Source organism: Xanthomonas sp. NCPPB 3569, assembly GCF_041475645.2.
GTDB lineage: Bacteria > Pseudomonadota > Gammaproteobacteria > Xanthomonadales > Xanthomonadaceae > Xanthomonas > Xanthomonas phaseoli.
Genome location: NZ_CM192969.1, coordinates 2,760,721 through 2,778,254 on the forward strand (window position 1 = coordinate 2,760,721; position 17,534 = coordinate 2,778,254).

The window sequence follows — 17,534 nt, forward strand, 5'->3', positions numbered from 1 at the left end:
CATTTCAATGCCGGCGCACGCGCGCAACGGCCATCAGACACTCAAGACCCGGGCGCGCGCTTGCGTGCTTCCAAGGTGGCCTTGATTTGGCGACCGTCCTGCAGGGTAAAGCTCACCGGCACCTGCGCACCTTCCTGCAATGGCGCATTGGCATCCATCAACATCAGGTGCAGGCCACCCGGCGCCAGCGGCACCGATTTGCCGGCAGGCAATGCCAGTTCGGGCACCGCACGCATGCGGCTGACGCCATTGACCTGGGTGGTTTCGTGCAACGAGACATCGGCAAATACGCTGCTGTTGGCAGCAGTGATCTTCAGCGGCTGCGCACAGCCGTTATGAAATTGCCCGAACCCGGCCGCCATGCCCATGCCACCGGGCGGCGGGATGCGGATCCAGCCATTCTTGAATTCGGGCAGGCATTGCGCCGACACGCCCGCACTTGCCGCCAGCGCCAACGCCGCGAGTACCACGCCGGCCCACCTACCCCGCCTGCTTCGACTGCCGTCTATCATGACCTGACCTCCAGGAGCCCCGAATGAGCATCCAGATCTTAGACCATGGCCGTCTTCGCGAAATCCGTCTGGCGCGCCCGCCGGTCAACGCGCTGGACAGCGCGTTGTGCCAGGCATTGAGCGTCGCGGTGCGGCAGGCGGGCGAGGAAGTCGATGGCATCGTGCTGTCGGGCAGCGAGCGGATTTTTTCCGGCGGCATGGATGTGCCGCATCTGCTGGCGCACGGTACCGACCGCACGGCGCTGTTGGCTAGTTGGACCGCGTTCTTCGATGCGGCGCAGGCGCTGGCCAACAGCCGCGTGCCGGTGGTAGCGGCCATCGGCGGGCATGCGCCGGCCGGCGGCTGCGTGCTGGCGTTGTGCTGCGACTACCGGGTGATGGCGCGCAGTGCCGATACCGCAAGACCCTATACGATCGGCCTCAACGAAGTGCAGGTAGGCCTTGCTGCGCCAGAGGGGATCCAACGCCTGTTGCGCCGCGTGGTGGGTGCGCATCGCGCCGAGCGCCTGCTGATCTCCGGGCACCTGCTGCCGGCCGAACAGGCGGTCGCGATCGGACTGGTGGACGAACTGGTCGATGGCGAGCTGGTCACCGCACGCGCGGTGGCGTGGCTGCAGGAGCTGCAGCAGCTTCCCCGCCAACCGATGTTGACCACGCGCGCGATTGCGCGTGCCGACCTGCGTGCGGCATTGGCGCCGGAGTTGATCCAGCTGGAGCGCTTCATCGATGGCTGGTACGCGCCGGATGCGCAGACCGCGCTGCATGGCCTGGTGGCGCGCCTGCAGAAGGCCTGAACCCCGCCCCCGCGGCGCCCCTTGGGCGGGCCGGTATACTCGCAATCCGTTGCATGCCCAGGCCAGCCCCTTGTCCGCCACCGCCGAACCCGTCGTCTCCGAACTGATCAGCCTGCTGTCGCTGGAGCGCCTGGAAGACAACCTGTTCCGTGGCCAGAGCCGCGACATTGGCACCAAATACGTGTTCGGCGGGCAGGTGCTGGGCCAGGCGTTGTCGGCAGCGCAGGCCACGGTCGAAAACGGGCGTCAGGCGCATTCGCTGCATGCGTATTTCCTGCGTGCCGGCAATATCGACCACCCCATCGTCTACGACGTCGATCGCACCCGCGATGGCGGCAGTTTCTCGGTGCGCCGGGTCACGGCGATCCAGCACGGCAAGGTGATCTTTTTCTGCGCCGCCTCGTTTCAGGAGCGCGAAGACGGCGCCGAGCATCAGTCGGCGATGCCGGTGGTGCCGCCACCGGAAGACATCGAACCGGCCGCACCGCTGGCACCGGAGGTGTTGGCCAAGCTGCCGGCCAAGGTGCAGCGCTGGCTGTCGCGCGGCGGCCCGTTCGAGTTTCGCCATGTCTTTCCGCGCGACGAACTCAAGCCGCCAAAGCGCCCGCCGTTCCAGCAGATGTGGCTGCGCCTGAACGATCCCATCGGCGAGGATGTTGGCTTGCATCAAGCGCTGCTTGCGTACGCGTCGGATTTCCAGTTGCTCGGCACCTCGACATTTCCGCACGGCATCAGCTATTACACGCCGAACGTGCAGATGGCCTCGCTCGATCATGCCCTGTGGTTTCATCGTCCGTTCCGTACCGACGACTGGCTGCTGTACTCGCTCGACAGCCCCACCGCGCAGGGCGCACGCGGTCTGGCCCGCGGACAGTTTTTCACCCGCGACGGCGTGCTGGTGGCTAGCACCACGCAGGAAGGCCTGATCCGGGTAGTGCCTGAGGGCAGCGCGATTGCCGTGCCGGCCAGGGGGTAGACCGCACACCGCGACAGCGCGGCACGCTGCGTGAGGCCAGTGCGCACCCCGACTGGGTCGAAGGCAACCGGCCACCGCGCCCCGCGCACTGCAGACACCGCAAGCTGGCATGCTTGCCTGCCATGGGCATGCGCATGCGATCACCTGACCGCATCACCCGCACCTTGATGTTTCATCTTGAACTGGCGCCTCGACGGCGCCATCTGTTCCGGACCCAACGGCGTTTTCCACCATGCGCAAGATCTTCAGCAGTCAACGTATCGAAACCGCCGAAGGCGTGGCCAATCTCTTGCGCGATGCGGGAATCGAGATCCGCATCAGCAACGGTCGCTCGTATCAAAGCAAGCGAGGCGGCCAGTTCAGCTACCTGGAGCAGAGCAACGCCCAGGCGCAGCCCACCGTCTGGATCGTGCATGCCAACGACCAGCCGCGCGCACGCGAGCTGCTGCGCGACGCCCGCCTGCTGGACACCACCCGCCGCGACCTGCCGAATGTGGAATACACCTTCCGCGAGGGTGAAAACGGCTCCAGCTCCAATGCGCGCAGCTGGGCTTGGCGTATCCGCCTGGTGTTGCTGCTGGTGATCGGCGCCGTGGCGATGGTGGTGGTGATGCGCCACCGCAGCGCGCCGACGCAAGTGGCACCAGCGGCCCAGCCGGCATCGCAACGGACGCCAGCGCCAGATGGCGCACCACCGGCAGCAGAAGACGACGAAGTGCGCGTACGGATCCAGCCGACCCGCTGAACGCGGCTGGCCAGCGCGGTCACCCGCTGGTACGGCAGGCATGCTCGTCGGCGCGGTCACATCCGTCGCCGGCCTGCGTCATGCTGGCATCAGGACATGGATTGCGCCGATGAACGCCGACACGCTGAATCTGATGTTGCAACGCGACCTGCCCAGCGCCGCGGCTGGCTGCCAGCAGGCTTACGGGCGCATCGTGCTTGCGTGCCAGAACACGGTGACTGCGATCGCGCTGGCGATCACCCGCGACATCGCAGCCAGCGAAGACATTGCCCAGGAGGCCTTCCTGCGTGCCTGGCAGCGGCTGGCGCAACTGCATCAGCCGGCCAGCTTCCTGCCCTGGCTGCGCCAGATCACCCGCAACCTGGCGCGCGACTGGCTGCGCGCCAACCGCCATCGCGCGCTCAGTGGTGAAGCGGCCGAGCTTGCCATTGCGATGGCCGCCGACCCGGCGCCCTCGCCCGCCGAGCAGTTGCTGCAGGTGGAAGAAGAGATCGCCGCGCTCGACATCATTTCTGCATTGCCGGAAGAAAGTCGCGAAACGCTGCTGTTGTATTACCGCGAAGGCCAGAGCTCGCAACAGGTTGCCTCGCTGCTTGGGCTCAGCGATGCAGCAGTACGCAAGCGCCTGTCGCGCGCACGTGCCAGCGTACGCAGCGAGCTGCTGCGCCGGTTCGGCGAGTTCGCGCGTCGCAGCGCACCCGGCATGGCATTCGCCAGCGCAGTGAGCTCGGCCAGCCTGTTGGGCGCGCCGGGCAAGGCTAGCGCGGCGGTTGTGCTGACGGGCATCGGAGGCGCGGGAAAACTGGGCGCGAGCGGGTTGAGCGGCTCGGCGCTGGGTGGGGGCGGCGCCGCTGGCGCGCTCAGCCTCTGGCTCGGCATGCCGGCACTGTTCGCTGCGTGCGCGGTGCTGGTTGCCGGGATCGGTACCTACTGGACGTACTGGTACCTGCTGCGCTTCGCACAGACCGCCAGCGAGGCAGCGGCGATCCGTCGGTTCGTGCACGTCACCACGCTGACCTCGGTGCTGGTATGCGGCAGCACGTTGGTGCTGAAATACCTGCACGCAGGCGCGTGGGTATCGGTTCTGACGCTGTGCGCAGGCATGGCGGTACTCAACTATCAATCCCTGCGCATCCTGCCACGCGTCATGCGCCCCATGCTCGAACGCGATGCGCGCAGACACGGCGCCACCCGGGCGCCGCTGTTGTACCGCTGCATGTTCAGTCCCGGCGCGATGCTGGTGAGCACTGCGGCTGTCATTGTGCCCGTCGTGCGGCACTACATGCAGTCAGGAATGCTCTGAGCCGACCGGATATCACCGCTGGTTCGGCAGCGGCAAACTTTTCCAAGACGATGACACGCCGACGCCGAGCCAAGCGCACGCCGACGCGACAACTGCATACGGCAACCTGGTGGCGTGCGCGATGGATCCGGCTCAATGTGGTCTGCGTGCGAGGGGAGGCGCGCGGCGAGCCACGCTCCATGATCCGAAGTGATGGATTCGTATCCGACCATCGCTGTCATCGGGCAACGCCCGCGCTGCTATAAGCAGGCAGGATTCAACCAGACCACGGAGTCATGAAGTGAAGGCAAGTCTGTTCACCAGTCTGCTGATGATGGTCCGCATGAGCGCGCATGCGGACGGACTCACCAAGTCCCCCGATGGCAAGACGCTGTCGGTGAGTTTCGGAGCACCCACCTTCAAGCAGGTGCTTCACTACCGCAAGCTCTACGACAAGAAGCCGTTCCCCGACGCGGAAATCTATTATTTCAGCAACGGCATGTACAAAATCATTTCCCAGGGCGAAAACCATTACGGCGTCTATGTCCTGCAGGGAACATTCGACGACCAGACCTACACCATCCGGTTCATCTCCCTGCCCTCGGAAGACTGGGGCAACAAGACCGCGTTCCACCAGCTGACCTTCGTGCGCGGCGAGCAGCAGAATGTCTTCATCCAGAACGCCATCGTCGACACCGGCGAAGCGATCGCGCAGCAGAACGGCACCTACACGCTGGAGAAAAACACCGTCTCCAATCCGGTTCCCACCTCGTGGAAGCACGACTGAGCGTTGTGCCCGCGCTCAGCGTCTGTCCCAAACGCAAGCGCCCTCCCGCCAGGCGGAAGGGCGCGGTCGATCGGCGCCTTGTTACGTACTGCAAACAACTGGTGAACCCACCACTCACCCAAGCGGCACTCGCCAATACGCAACGAGTGCCGCAGTCGGCGATGCCTCAGCGGTTCGTCGCAGGTGCGGCGGCCGGTGCCGGCTTGCCATCGTCGCCGTGCCTGCCCATCCCACCCGGTCCGTGCCCGCCACGCCACTTGGACGCGGCATCGAACTCGGCCTTGCTCAGCTTGCCGTCCTTGTCGGTATCGGCCTTGGCAAACCACGCGTCGCGATGCTGCTGCATGCGCAACTCACGGTCGGCACGGTCGACGAAGCCGTCCTTGTTGAGATCCATCTGGTCGAAGCGTGCAGCGAACTTGGGGTCGGCCTTGGCTTCTTCGCGGCTGATACGGCCATCCTTGTTGGTATCGAGCTTGGCCATCCATTCGCCACGTCCGCCGCGCCCATCGCGCCCAGGGCCACGATGATGCGGGCGCTCGTCGCGCGACAGCTTGCCGTCCTTGTTGGTGTCCAACGTATCGAACTGCGCGGCCAGCGTCGGATCGGCAGCCGCTTCGCTGCGGTCGATCACGCCATCGCCGCTCTTGTCGAGCTTGGCAGGCCGCGGCGCATCGCCGGGAGCCGGCACGGTGGCGGCGAATGCGGTGCCAGCGGACAGCGCGGCCAGCACGGCCAGGGCGAGAAAGGGTTTGCGTGACGTCATGAGACACTCCTGGAAGATAGGAACCACACGCGGCACCTGCATGGGCCGCATCGCGTGGGTGGTGCGTGCGGATCATCCGTGCGCTGCCACCAACACCCTCATCAACGAGCCATCGCTGCGCGCGTTGACGCCCAGGCCGGACGTATTCATCCGGCGGACAGTCGCCGCTGCTGCGACGCGCAGGCGCTATCCTTCGGCCATGGCCATCCATGCCGACACCCACGACGACCTGCGCCTGTTCCAGACCGGCGAGCATGCCTGTGGCTATTGGTCCGACCGGCAGGCGCGCGATCTGGTGCTGGACCCGCACGATCCGCGCCTGGGGGCGATTTATCCGCAAGCGCTGGCATGGGGGTTCCGTCGCTCCGGCGACCTGGTCTACCGGCCGCACTGCGAACGGTGCCGTGCCTGCGTGCCGGTACGCATCGCGGTGGATGCGTTCCATCCAGACCGCAGCCAACGCCGTTGCCTGGCGCGCAACCAGGATCTGGTGGTCCGCGTGGTGGCCGCCGAGCGCACCGACGAACAACTGGCGCTCTATCGCCAGTACCTCAAGCACCGGCATCCCGGCGGCGGCATGGACGAACATGGCGCCACCGAATTCGACCAGTTCCTGATCGGCGGCTGGTCGCACGGGCGCTTTCTGGAGATCCGCGAACCGGCCATCGCGCACCTGCCCGGCCGGCTGCTGGCGGTTGCAGTGACCGATGTCACCGAGCATGCGTTGTCGGCGGTCTACACGTTCTACGCGCCGGAGGCGGCAGCGCGCAGCCTGGGCACGTTCGCGATCCTGCAGCAGATCCAGTGGGCGCAACGCGAGCGACGCGCGCACCTGTATCTGGGGTACTGGATCAATGGCCACGCGAAAATGAACTACAAGCGCCGCTTCAGTGCACTGGAAGCCTACGATGGCCGCCACTGGCGCGGCTTGCCCGCCCACGCATCGGCCGACTGAACCGCCGGATTGCGACATCGGCGTGTCGCATCCCGCATGCGAGAATCTCGCAATGATCAAACCTTTCCTGCTGCTCACGCTGACCGCCCTGTGCGCGGCCTGCGCCCACCCCGCGCCCTCGCCCACGATGCAGACCGACACCCTCGCCGCCCGGCCGGCCGCGGCACAGCTGCGCATCGCCACCTACAACACCTCGCTGTATTCGGACGAGGCCGGCGGCCTGATACGCGAGCTGCAGGGCGACAGCGCGCATGCGCGCAAGATCGCTGCGGTACTGCAGCGCGTGCGCCCGGACCTGGTGCTGCTCAACGAGTTCGACTTCGACCCGGAACACCGTGCTGCCGATCTGTTCCAGCAACGCTATCTGCAAGTGGCCCAGCCGGGCGGCGGCGAGGCGTTGCGTTATCCGTACCGCTATCTGGCACCGGTCAATACCGGCGTGCCGAGCGGCCTGGATCTGGACAACAACGGCAGCGCCGGCGGCGAAGGCCGCGCGCGTGGCAACGACGCGTGGGGCTACGGGCTGCATCCTGGCCAGTACGGCATGCTGGTGTTGTCGCGCTACCCGATCGATGCGCAGGCGGTGCGGAGCTTCCAGTTGCTGAAGTGGAGCGCGCTACCTGGCGCGCTGCGGCCGATCGATCCGGCCAGCAAGACGTCGTACTACAGCGATGCCATCTGGGCACAGCTGCGGCTGTCGTCCAAATCGCATTGGGATGTGCCGGTGCGCACGCCGGTGGGTGTCGTGCATGCGCTGGTGTCGCACCCCACCCCACCGGTGTTCGACGGTGCCGAGAAACGCAACGCCGCGCGCAACCACGACGAGCTGCAGTTGTGGCGCGCCTACCTGGACAACGCACCCGAAAGCCAACGCTGGCTCTGCGACGACAAGGGCGGCTGCGGCGGCTTGGCTGCCGATGCGCGCTTCGTCATCCTGGGCGATCTGAACAACGACCCGGTCGATGGCGCCGGCCGCCATGAGGCGATCCGCGCCTTGATCAACCACCCGCGCGTGCTGCAGTACCCCACCCCGCGCAGCGATGGCGGCCCGGAAAAAACCGCCGAATACGCCGCGTTGGGCATCGCCCACAGCGGCGACCCGCACCAGGTCACCGGCGACTTCGGCCCGCAGGCCGGCACCATGCGCCTGGACTACGTGCTGCCATCGCACCAGTTCACCCTGATCGGCAGCGGCATTTTCTGGCCGGCCAGCAACGCGCCGGAGGCGGCGATTGCCGATGGCAGCGACCATCATGCGGTGTGGGTGGATGTGGCGGAGTAGCGGGGGGTTGGGGAGTTGGGATTAGGGATTCGGAGCAGCGAGTTGCTTGCCCATCTGCGGTCTCGGCACCCGGCTGGAAAAAGATCCACGCACGAGCAGCTCGTCGGGCGCCGTGCTGCTTGCGGTGACCGATGACGTGGCGTCACCAGGGGCAATCAATCAGCTGCGTCAGGCATCCTCGGGAAGACGTCCGCATCAATCCCGAGCGCCCTTGCCGCGTCGACGCAATGCAGCCGTGCGCAGCACTGCGTCTGACCTACGCCGCTCAGGCCTGCAGCTGGATCGTCAACGCCGCAGCAGCGACGCGCGCCTTCTCACGCGCGGCATCGATGCTGTCCGCACGCGCCAGGGTGACGCCGACGCGGCGATGGCCGTCCACGCGCGGCTTGCCGAACAGGCGCAGTGCGGTGTCCGGGTCGCGCAGTGCCTCGGCCACGTTATCGAACACCGGCACGCCATTGCCGTGCGCCAGCAACGCGCACGACGCCGAAGGGCCGGCCTGACGGATCACGCCGCCGTCCTGCGCGCCCACCGGCAGGCCAAGGATGGCGCGGGCGTGCAGCGCGAATTCGCTCAGTTCCTGCGAGACCAGCGTGACCAGGCCGGTGTCGTGCGGGCGCGGCGAGACTTCGCTGAACCACACCTCGTCGCCCTTGACGAACAACTCCACGCCGAACAGGCCCCAGCCGCCGAGCTCGTCGGTGATGGCCTTGGCGATCTGCTGCGAGCGGCGCAACGCAGCGGCCGACATCGGCTGCGGCTGCCAGCTTTCGCGGTAGTCGCCGTCCTGCTGCCAATGCCCGATGGGGTCGCAGTACGAGGTGCCGCCGGCATGCCGCACGGTGAGCAAGGTAATTTCGTAATCGAAATCGATGAAGCCTTCGACGATGCAGCGACCGGCACCGGCACGCCCGCCGGTCTGCGCATACGCCCACGCCGCATCGATATCGGCCTCGCTACGCAGGGTGCTCTGGCCCTTGCCCGAGGACGACATCACCGGCTTGACCACGCATGGCAAGCCCACCGCGGCGATTGCATCGCGATACTCCTCGACGGTATCGACAAAGCGATACGGCGAGGTCGGCAAGCCCAGCGTTTCGGCGGCCAGGCGGCGAATGCCTTCGCGGTCCATGGTCAGGCGGGCGGCACGCGCGGTCGGGATGACCTTTTGGCCTTGCTCGCGTTCCAGCGCCACCAGGGTCTCGGTATGGATCGCCTCGATCTCCGGCACGATCAGATGCGGCTGCTCGCTGGCGATCAGCGCGCGCAATGCGGCGGGGTCGAGCATGTCCAGCACATGCGAGCGGTGCGCCACCTGCATTGCCGGTGCATTGGCATAGCGGTCGGCTGCGATCACTTCCACACCGAAACGCTGCAGCTCGATCGCCACTTCCTTGCCCAGTTCGCCTGAGCCCAGCAACAACACGCGGGTGGCAGAAGGCGATAACGGCGTGCCGAGAGTGGTCATGAGCGCGATCCAGAGCGAGAGGGGGCCGCCATTCTAACGGTTGCCCGCTGCCACGCCGACGAACGGCAGTTGTTTAAATGATATCACATTGATATCTTTTTACCACTCCATAAGGACTCGCGCTCATGAAAGAGAAGCCGATTGGTTCGTTACCCGGCATTCCTGTCGTCCTCGTTGCAGGCGCCGGCCTCCTCGGTGCCGGCTGGTACGTGCTGACAATGATGGCCGGCACCAGCGTCACGCCAGGCGCGTTCGTCGCTGCAGTGCTGGTCGCGGCGGCGTGCATTTTCATGTTGGCCGGCCTGTATACGCTGGAGCCCAACCAGGCCGCGGTATTGAGCCTGTTCGGCAAGTACGTCGGGACCGTCAAGGACGCCGGCCTGCGCTGGAATGTGCCGTTCTACGCCAAGCGTCGCGTCAGCCAGCGCGTGCGCAATTTCGAAAGCGGACGACTCAAGGTCAACGAGCTGGATGGGAGCCCGATCGAAATCGCGGCGGTGATCGTCTGGCAGGTGCTGGATGCCTCCGAAGCGGTCTACAACGTCGACGACTACGAGAGCTTCGTGCATATCCAGTCCGAAGCGGCGCTGCGCGCGATGGCGACCAGCTATCCGTACGACCAGCACGAAGACGGCCAGATTTCGCTGCGCAGCCATCCGGCGGAAATCAGCGAGCAGCTCAAGCGCCATCTGGACGAGCGCCTGACCCAGGCCGGCGTGGACGTGATCGAGGCGCGCATCAGCCACCTCGCCTATGCGCCGGAAATCGCCCAGGCCATGCTGCAGCGCCAGCAGGCCAATGCGGTGATCGCAGCACGCTCGCGCATCGTCGCCGGCGCTGTCGGGATGGTCGAAATGGCGCTGTCGGAGTTGCAGAAGAATGGCGTGGTGCAACTGGACGAAGAGCGCAAGGCGCATATGGTCAGCAACCTGCTCACCGTGTTGTGTTCCGATCGCGGGACCCAACCGGTGGTCAACGCCGGCTCGCTGTATTGAGGGCAACCGATAAAACAGCTGCGCTCACTGCCGTCCGGGCGCAGCCACGGTTCGGCATCGGCATGCGCCACTCGTACACTGCGCGTGTGGGCGCACCCTCCATGCCCGCCCTGGCGACGACTTGCTTCTGTTGCATCAGCCACTCCGAGATCGATCCGATGAATATCATGGTGCCCCTGGTGGTTGCGCTTTCCGGCTTGCCCGCGCTGGCCATCGCCGCGTCCATCGGCGCGGACGACGACGACCGCGCACGCGGCCTGGGCCTGCGCTGGGCGCTGATCAGCCTGGTGATCCTGGTCGGCGCTGCGTGCCTGTACTGGGCCGGCGACAACCGCGCCGGTATCTATGCGGTGGTGATCGGCATGCTCGTCGGCGTCAACGCGTTGATCGTGTCGATGCTGATGCACCTGCGCCGTCACGGCGGCCGCAGAGACGGCAAATGAGCGAAAAAAAAGCCTACCCACTGCGTATCAATGCCGATGTGTTGGCCGCCGTGCAGCGCTGGGCCGACGACGAATTGCGCAGCCTCAATGCGCAGATCGAGTACGTGCTGCGCGATGCGTTACGCAAGGCTGGCCGGCTACCGAAGCCGCAGGGCGGAAAAGAAACATCCGAAAATTGATCACGCGCCGTCGATCTTCCGGACGCGCCTGCGCAGCGGTATAGCGGTTCGTGCGTGTGGCTTGGCGCGTGGTCACAGCGCCCGGCTGGACTGGCAGCACTCACCTGGCAAACGCTAAGCTGCGTAGATGCATCATCCTCAACGTGCACTCCTCAATACCAGCGCGATCGAGCTGTGGCCGGCCGATCTGCTGCGCGCGCGCGGCAATGCGGATGCGCGTGTGCTGGCACAGGCCGACTGGCTATTGCGACGCAAACGCGATGGGCGCTATCTGGCTGCACATCTTCCGCAGGGTCTGATGCCGCTGATCCCGCGGCTGGCACGCGAGCCTGGCCTGGACGAAGCATTGGACCGTCTGCAGAGCGCAACCGGCCGCAACGGCCAGGTACACGACGATACGCTGGCGATCGACGGATTGCAGCGCCGGCTGAGCCAGCTCGGGCTCGTCGCCGACGACTACGTGCAACGGACGGGCCTGCAGTTGATCGCCGAACCGGCTGCACTGCAGTTTGCCGGACGCGATCGCTTCGGCCGTCCGTTATGGCTCAGCGCTGGTGCTGCACGCGCATGGCGACGGATGCGTGCGGCTGCGCTGCGCGCAGACATCGTGCTCGATGCGATTTCCGGCTACCGCAGCCACGACTACCAACTGGGCATCTTCGAGCGCAAGTTCGCGCGCGGGCTCACCCTGGAGCAGATCCTCACGGTCAACGCGGCGCCGGGTTTCAGCGAACACCACAGCGGCGACGCACTGGACCTGGGCACACCGGGCGAGCCGCCGGCCGAAGAGTCCTTCGAAGCCACGCCCGCATTCGCCTGGTTGTGCAGCCACACGCACGCGTTCGGCTACCGCCTGAGTTATCCACGCAACAACCCGCATGGCATCGTCTACGAACCGTGGCATTGGCGTTGGTCGGCCAGATGAGCCGGCCGAACCTCATACGCCACGTAGCGCGGCTGGAGATTACCGCCCGTCGCGTCTGACCCGCGTGCGAGCGCCCTACTCCTGCGAACGCGGTGTCGGCACCTTGGTCGCCACACTGAAGTCGGCAATCTTCCACAGATAGAACGCGGCATAGGTGCGGTACGGGCCCCAGCGTTCGCCGCGAGCAGCCAAGTCCTTGGGCGTAGGCATCTGCTCCTGCTTGTCCACGCGCTGCGCCCCTTTGCGCACGCCCAGGTCGTCGATGGGCAACAGATCCGGGCGGCCCAGGCGGAACATCAGCATCATTTCCACCGTCCAGCGGCCGATGCCGCGCACCGGCACCAGCGCCTGCACGATGGCGTCCTCGTCCATGAAAGCGAGTCTGCGCAGCGAGGGAATCTCGCCTTCGCTTTCGCGCCGCGCCAGATCGCGCAGCGCGAGCGCCTTATTGCCGGAAACGCCGCAGGCACGCAGTGCCGCATCGTCGATACGGCCGAGGGTGTCCGCATGCAGCCGCTGCGCGCCGATCGCCACTTCCACCCGCGCCACGATGGTCGACGCCGCCTTGCCGCTGAGTTGCTGAAACAGGATGGCGCGTGCCAGCGCATCCACCGGATCGAAGGGTTTGTGCCACCCTGGTTGCGGGGCGATCGGGCCAATGCGCTTCATCCACGCGCCCAGCGCGCGATCGCGCCGGGACAGGTACGCGAACGCAGCCTCCACATCGAATCCGCGGGCATGGCGCGGCATGCTCAGCGCCTCAACGCACCGATGGCCAGCACCACCCAGCCCAGCATCAGGCCAACTCCGCCGACCGGCGCCAGGGTGGTCGGCCACTGCAGCAGCGCGCCCCCGACCAGGCTACCGGTAAACAGCAAGGTGCCGAGCAACAACAGGTACAAGCCCACCCTGCCCAGCGCGCGCGTTTCGGTGGCGCCCAGCACGGTGAGGACCGCGCCATGGCCGAATGCGTACAAGGACGCCAGCTGCAACCGCGACTGCACCACCGCATCGGCAACGCCGTGCGAGGCATAGGCCGATAGACCGACGGCAATGGCCGCCAACAGGCCACCGCAGAACGCCAGCAGCGAGGGGTGTTTCTTGCGACGATCAAGCAAAGACATGCAGGCAACTTCCATAGCAGCGCCGCAGCGCAAAAAAAAACGCGCCGCAAGTCTGCGGCGCGTTTTCGTCTGGATCAGCTCATCGCGGTGAGACGATTACTTGATGGCCCAGTAGACGTCGTACGTACCGTCCTGGGTGAACGACTTGTCCACGCCACCCTTCCAGGCTTCGTACGGACGATCGGTCACGTCCATGCCACTGGTGGCAGCCCAGGCACGCAACGAGTTACGCACTGCGTCCAGACCGGCCATATGGCCTGCGTAGGTCGCAAACGCCGAACGGTGCGCCGGAACCCGCTGGTACTTCACCGGTGCTTCGGACGGAATGTTGAGCTTCAGCTCGTCGCCGGTCGCAGCCACCGGGGTTGCATCGGCAGGTGCCGCGCCAGCCGCGTCGTCCTTCTTGGCGTCGGTCTTGGCAGTGTCGGCCTTGGCGTCGGTCTTCGGAGCGCCACCAGCGCGCTTGCGCACCGGCTGCACCACGTCGAAGGCGTACTTGTCGGACGCAAAGTCGGTGGTCACGATGCGCACCGGACCAACCGCTTCAAGGCCGTTGGAATCCATCACGCGCTTGATCCACTCCTGGTTGTCCTTGATCGACTTCTTGATCGTCTCGTTGTCACGATCGATGTTGCCCGCGGTGACGACCAACAGGTCCTCGGCCGGCACATCGACGATCTTCAGGTCGCTCAACACCGGCTTGCCGTCAAGCTCGGCGCGGTAGTCGAAGTTCGGCACGGTGGCCAGCGCGGTCGCCAGACGCGACAGACCCAGCTTCAGGTCGTCGCCCACGTGGCGGCTGACGTACAGACCGGCATAGCGACCGAACAGGTTCCAGCCGTACTTGACGCTGTAATCCTGGGTGATCTTGACGTTCTTGTTGTTCTTGCCGGTCGGCACCAGGGTGAAATTGGTGACCTTGTCGTAGCCCTTGGTGGGATCTTCGATCGCGATCTCGACACGCTCGTTCTTGACGCTGTTTTTGATCTCCCAGCTGCCGTTGCCGATATAGCCCTCGGTGGAGCTGTATTCGACGCGTGCACCCTTGCCCTCTTCCGGGCCGGCCAGCTTCAGCTGGATCTTCGGGTCACGCAGCACAAGCGGGTTCCAATCCTTGAAACGACGGAAGCTGTTCACGGTGTCGTAAACAATCGTCATCCTGCGGTTGGTCTCAACACTCTCGGACATCTGCCGCTCCGAGGGCAACACCAAGCCCACCACGACAAACAAGCCAGCCACGATCCCCAAGGCGATCAGGAACTCGATAATACGGGTCATTCAGGAGGTCTCCGGGGCCGATCCCACGGCCGGGTTGAGTGAAGCGAAGCCACCATCCTAGCAGGCTTCGAGAAAGATGTTCAGTTGTGCGACGGGTAGCGCGGTCTTGCGGTGTCATTCACCGCGCAACGCAGCGCGTAGGGGATGCGCAATCCCAACCTGCACAAGGGTTTGGGCGATTGCGCGCCGCTATCATGCACATCACGTGCTGCGTGCGTGTGATGTTGCAGCTGCCAGGCGGCACCGGGCCGCCCGTCTGGCAGTCCCACCGGCGCTGCAGCGTCCTGAATGCGAGCTCCGCCCTTGCTGCAGGCTGGCGCGGCGTCGAGCTTGGCGGTGCGGCGCCGATCTCACACCAACTGCAGCTCGAACGCCTTCAGCACCGCGCGGGTGCGGTCGCGTACGCCGAGCTTGGAGAGGATGTTGGAGACGTGATTCTTGATGGTGCCTTCGGCCACACCCAGCGAGTTGGCGATTTCCTTGTTGGAGAACCCGCTCGCCATCAGCCGCAGGATCTCGGTCTCGCGGTCGGTGAGCGGATCGGGCCGGTCCAGGCTAACGAACTCGTTGCGCATGTGCTCCAGGCCCGAGAGCAGGCGCTGGGTCACTGCCGGCTGCACCAGCGAACCACCTTCGGCGACGGTGCGGATGGCGCCGACCAGTTGTTCCAGCGAGACGTCCTTGAGCAGGTAGCCCTTGGCGCCGGCCTTGAGCCCGGCCAATACCAATTGGTCGTCGTCGAAGGTGGTCAGGATGATGGTCGGCGGCAGGGTGCCGTTGCGCGAGAGCATCTGCAGCGCTTCCAGCCCGGACATCACCGGCATGCGCATGTCCATCAGCACCACGTCCGGCTGGATCTGCGGAATCTGCTCCACCGCCTGCTTGCCGTCGGAGGCCTCGGCCACTACCTCGATGCCGTCGTCCAGCGCCAACAGCGAGCGGATCCCCTGGCGCACCAGGGTTTGATCGTCGACCAGGCACACACGGATCATCACAACACTCCTTGAGTCACGGCCGCAGGCATCAGTGCCGGCGCGCCTGGAACAGCGATGCGCAGGCCAAAGCCGTCACCCCGCCGGGTTTGAATTTCGAGCTGCCCACCATACTGGTTCAACCGCTCGCGCATGCCGCGCAGCCCGTTGCCGGGCGCGACCGCATCGGCGCCGTGGCCGTCGTCGCGGGCGTCGATCAGCACCGTATCGGCATCGCGGCGCACCTGGATCCACAGGTTGCGCGCGCCGGCGTGGCGCACCGCATTGGTGATGATTTCCTGGGTGCAGCGCAGCAGCACGTGGGCGCGCTCGGGGTCGTCCAGGGTCAGCGGCTGGGCGATGTCCAGATGGATATCCAACGACGGCACCTGGGTGACCAGCGGGCGCAGCGCCGCTTCCAGGTCGATCGCACCGCTGTCGCGCAGATGGCTGACCGCCTCGCGCACATCGGTGAGCAACAACTTGGCCAGCGTGTGCGCCTGGCGCACATGCTCCTGGGCCTGCCCCTCGGTGATGTGACCGGCCACTTCGAGGTTGAGACTGAGCGCGGTGAGGTGATGGCCCAGCAGATCGTGCAGCTCGCGCGAGATACGGGTGCGCTCGTTGATGCGCGCGCTCTCGGCCAGCAACGCGCGGGTGGCGCGCAATTCGGCATTGAGCCGGCGTTGCTCTTCGCGCGCATCGGTCTGTTGGCGGGCCACCAGGCTGGTGACGAAGATGAACATCGAAAAGCCGCCGTACAACAGCGACTGCATCAACGCCGCGAACAGGGTGAAGTCCGGGCGCAGGTAGTAGAACACCGGCAGCACCGCCAGCTGGCTCAGCACCAACCACAGCACGCCCACGCGCAGCGGCAGCAGCCACGGGATCACCCCGGCCGCCACCATCATCAGGATGCTGCCGAGCCCGGTTCCGCTCAGATAGCTCACCGCCAGCGCGCAGATGGTGAGCAGCAACAGGATCAGCCGGTCGTACCAGTGCGCGTGGCCGCCGCTGTTCAAGCCGCGGGTCAACCAGAAGTAGCTGGCGCCGAAGCCGATGAAGAATGCCGACATCATCACCGCCTCGGCCACGCTGCGGTGGTCGCCCTCTTCGGCCGGCGGCCAGTACGTGTACACCAGGGGCATGACGATCATCGCCCAGGTGAACAGGCCGGCGAAGCGCAGGACGCGCGTATGACTGAGGTATCCCAACATGTCCGCATCTTAGGCGTAAGCGACCGCGCTGCCCTCTTGCCGGAAGTCATGCATGCCGGCGTGCAAGGATTGCGGATGCCGGCCCGCACCGCGCCTGTGCCGACGCGCCGTTGCATGCCGGCACCTGCCGCGCGCCGGCCGATCGCACGTGGCGGGTCGCCGCTTCAGGCCCCGCATGTAATAATCCGACGCAGATCCGATTTCGGGTCGAGGCGTTACCCCACGGAGTCCCAATGTCGATCGTCATCCGCGACGTGCGCGAGCACGAGCTCGATTCCGTCCTGGCCCTGAACAACAATGCCGGACTGGCGATCCTGCCGCTGGATTCAACCAAGCTGCAACGTTTCTACGCGCAGGCCGAATATTTCCGCGTCGCCGAGCGCGACGGCAACCTGGCCGGGTTTCTGGTCGGTTTCGGAAGCGGCAGTGCGCACGACAGCAGCAATTTCGCCTGGTTTCGGGACCGCCACCCGGAATTCTTCTATATCGACCGCATCGTGGTCGCCAGCCGCCGCCGCGGCGGTGGCGTCGGGCGGGCGTTCTATGCCGATGTGCAGAGCTATACCGAGCTGCGTTACCCGCAGCTGGCGTGCGAGGTGTTTCTGGACCATGGCGCAGATGCGGCCTTGCTGTTCCATGGCAGCTTCGGCTTCCGTGAGGTTGGCCAGAACACCATGCCCGACGTGGAAGTGCGCGCCAGCATGCTGATGAAAGACATGTGCAGCTATCGGTGGGTCAAGGAGACCTATGGCGGCAAGTTGCCCGACCACTTGCCGTGGGTGGGCCGGCCGCGTCATGCCGCCACCACCGCTAGCCCATCGACGGGGAGCTGAGT

Annotated in this window: 20 protein-coding genes; 12 read left to right on the top strand and 8 right to left on the bottom strand. The window is 65.8% G+C overall.

Annotation, left to right across the window (positions count from 1 at the left end):
- Nucleotides 1–41: 41 nt before the first annotated feature.
- The gene (locus tag ACCQ03_RS12120; RefSeq protein WP_057677389.1) at nt 42–470 is read right to left on the bottom strand and encodes a copper chaperone PCu(A)C; all 429 of its coding nucleotides are present in this window, start codon (nt 468–470) and stop codon (nt 42–44) included.
- 65 nt (nt 471–535) lie between these two features.
- Between ACCQ03_RS12120 and ACCQ03_RS12125 the strand changes: the two genes are divergently transcribed.
- The 5 genes from ACCQ03_RS12125 to ACCQ03_RS12145 all read left to right on the top strand — a co-directional run bounded on the left by ACCQ03_RS12125 (nt 536) and on the right by ACCQ03_RS12145 (nt 5,096).
- Nucleotides 536–1,306, top strand: a complete 771-nt coding sequence (locus ACCQ03_RS12125; protein WP_150145684.1) for an enoyl-CoA hydratase/isomerase family protein — start codon at nt 536–538, stop codon at nt 1,304–1,306.
- A gap of 70 nt (nt 1,307–1,376) precedes the next feature.
- On the top strand, nt 1,377–2,282 hold the full coding sequence (gene tesB / locus ACCQ03_RS12130; RefSeq protein WP_057677390.1) for an acyl-CoA thioesterase II: 906 nt from the start codon (nt 1,377–1,379) through the stop codon (nt 2,280–2,282).
- Between the two features lie 232 nt (nt 2,283–2,514).
- Nucleotides 2,515–3,027, top strand: a complete 513-nt coding sequence (locus tag ACCQ03_RS12135; protein WP_057677391.1) for a putative signal transducing protein — start codon at nt 2,515–2,517, stop codon at nt 3,025–3,027.
- A gap of 109 nt (nt 3,028–3,136) precedes the next feature.
- A complete protein-coding gene (locus tag ACCQ03_RS12140; RefSeq protein ID WP_150145680.1) occupies nt 3,137–4,330 on the top strand; it encodes an RNA polymerase sigma factor in 1,194 nt (397 codons plus the stop codon).
- Nucleotides 4,331–4,610: 280 nt separating this feature from the next.
- On the top strand, nt 4,611–5,096 hold the full coding sequence (locus ACCQ03_RS12145; protein ID WP_209225450.1) for a hypothetical protein: 486 nt from the start codon (nt 4,611–4,613) through the stop codon (nt 5,094–5,096).
- Nucleotides 5,097–5,262: 166 nt separating this feature from the next.
- On the opposite strand, the gene ACCQ03_RS12150 is transcribed toward ACCQ03_RS12145, so the two are convergent.
- On the bottom strand, nt 5,263–5,862 hold the full coding sequence (locus ACCQ03_RS12150) for an EF-hand domain-containing protein (RefSeq protein ID WP_150145678.1): 600 nt from the start codon (nt 5,860–5,862) through the stop codon (nt 5,263–5,265).
- Nucleotides 5,863–5,902: 40 nt separating this feature from the next.
- Between ACCQ03_RS12150 and ACCQ03_RS12155 the strand changes: the two genes are divergently transcribed.
- Nucleotides 5,903–6,817, top strand: coding sequence for an arginyltransferase (locus ACCQ03_RS12155; RefSeq protein WP_057677392.1), 915 nt, complete (start codon nt 5,903–5,905; stop codon nt 6,815–6,817).
- Complete coding sequence (locus ACCQ03_RS12160) at nt 6,771–8,099, top strand: endonuclease/exonuclease/phosphatase family protein (protein ID WP_057677393.1); 1,329 nt, start codon at nt 6,771–6,773, stop codon at nt 8,097–8,099. The genes ACCQ03_RS12155 and ACCQ03_RS12160 overlap by 47 nt, the downstream gene beginning before the upstream one ends.
- 265 nt (nt 8,100–8,364) lie before the next feature.
- Here the strand turns inward: ACCQ03_RS12160 and purT are convergent, their stop codons facing one another.
- On the bottom strand, nt 8,365–9,567 hold the full coding sequence (gene purT / locus ACCQ03_RS12165; RefSeq protein WP_057677394.1) for a formate-dependent phosphoribosylglycinamide formyltransferase: 1,203 nt from the start codon (nt 9,565–9,567) through the stop codon (nt 8,365–8,367).
- A gap of 125 nt (nt 9,568–9,692) precedes the next feature.
- Between purT and ACCQ03_RS12170 the strand changes: the two genes are divergently transcribed.
- The 4 genes from ACCQ03_RS12170 (at nt 9,693) to ACCQ03_RS12185 (ending at nt 12,109) form a co-directional block, all read left to right on the top strand.
- Nucleotides 9,693–10,562 carry an SPFH domain-containing protein gene (locus ACCQ03_RS12170; protein ID WP_017160216.1) on the top strand — a complete coding sequence of 290 codons (870 nt, stop codon included), beginning with the start codon at nt 9,693–9,695 and terminating at the stop codon, nt 10,560–10,562.
- Between the two features lie 158 nt (nt 10,563–10,720).
- Nucleotides 10,721–11,005, top strand: a complete 285-nt coding sequence (locus tag ACCQ03_RS12175; protein ID WP_017156562.1) for a hypothetical protein — start codon at nt 10,721–10,723, stop codon at nt 11,003–11,005.
- On the top strand, nt 11,002–11,184 hold the full coding sequence (locus tag ACCQ03_RS12180) for a type II toxin-antitoxin system antitoxin (protein WP_017156561.1): 183 nt from the start codon (nt 11,002–11,004) through the stop codon (nt 11,182–11,184). The genes ACCQ03_RS12175 and ACCQ03_RS12180 overlap by 4 nt, the downstream gene beginning before the upstream one ends.
- Before the next feature lie 127 nt (nt 11,185–11,311).
- Nucleotides 11,312–12,109: a M15 family metallopeptidase gene (locus ACCQ03_RS12185; RefSeq protein WP_057677396.1), complete on the top strand. Its 798-nt coding sequence runs from the start codon at nt 11,312–11,314 to the stop codon at nt 12,107–12,109.
- A 75-nt stretch (nt 12,110–12,184) separates the two neighbouring features.
- On the opposite strand, the gene ACCQ03_RS12190 is transcribed toward ACCQ03_RS12185, so the two are convergent.
- The 5 genes from ACCQ03_RS12190 to ACCQ03_RS12210 all read right to left on the bottom strand — a co-directional run bounded on the left by ACCQ03_RS12190 (nt 12,185) and on the right by ACCQ03_RS12210 (nt 16,699).
- Nucleotides 12,185–12,859, bottom strand: a complete 675-nt coding sequence (locus ACCQ03_RS12190; RefSeq protein ID WP_033478221.1) for a DNA-3-methyladenine glycosylase family protein — start codon at nt 12,857–12,859, stop codon at nt 12,185–12,187.
- 2 nt (nt 12,860–12,861) lie between these two features.
- Nucleotides 12,862–13,248, bottom strand: coding sequence for a DUF423 domain-containing protein (locus ACCQ03_RS12195; protein WP_057677397.1), 387 nt, complete (start codon nt 13,246–13,248; stop codon nt 12,862–12,864).
- Nucleotides 13,249–13,329: 81 nt separating this feature from the next.
- Nucleotides 13,330–14,511 carry a polyketide cyclase gene (locus tag ACCQ03_RS12200; RefSeq protein WP_017156557.1) on the bottom strand — a complete coding sequence of 394 codons (1,182 nt, stop codon included), beginning with the start codon at nt 14,509–14,511 and terminating at the stop codon, nt 13,330–13,332.
- A gap of 350 nt (nt 14,512–14,861) precedes the next feature.
- Nucleotides 14,862–15,503, bottom strand: coding sequence for a response regulator (locus ACCQ03_RS12205; RefSeq protein ID WP_008574699.1), 642 nt, complete (start codon nt 15,501–15,503; stop codon nt 14,862–14,864).
- Nucleotides 15,503–16,699: a sensor histidine kinase gene (locus ACCQ03_RS12210; RefSeq protein ID WP_005915636.1), complete on the bottom strand. Its 1,197-nt coding sequence runs from the start codon at nt 16,697–16,699 to the stop codon at nt 15,503–15,505. Before ACCQ03_RS12210 ends, ACCQ03_RS12205 begins: the two co-directional genes overlap by 1 nt.
- A gap of 233 nt (nt 16,700–16,932) precedes the next feature.
- Between ACCQ03_RS12210 and ACCQ03_RS12215 the strand changes: the two genes are divergently transcribed.
- A complete protein-coding gene (locus ACCQ03_RS12215; protein WP_017156556.1) occupies nt 16,933–17,532 on the top strand; it encodes a GNAT family N-acetyltransferase in 600 nt (199 codons plus the stop codon).
- Nucleotides 17,533–17,534 lie beyond the last annotated feature (2 nt).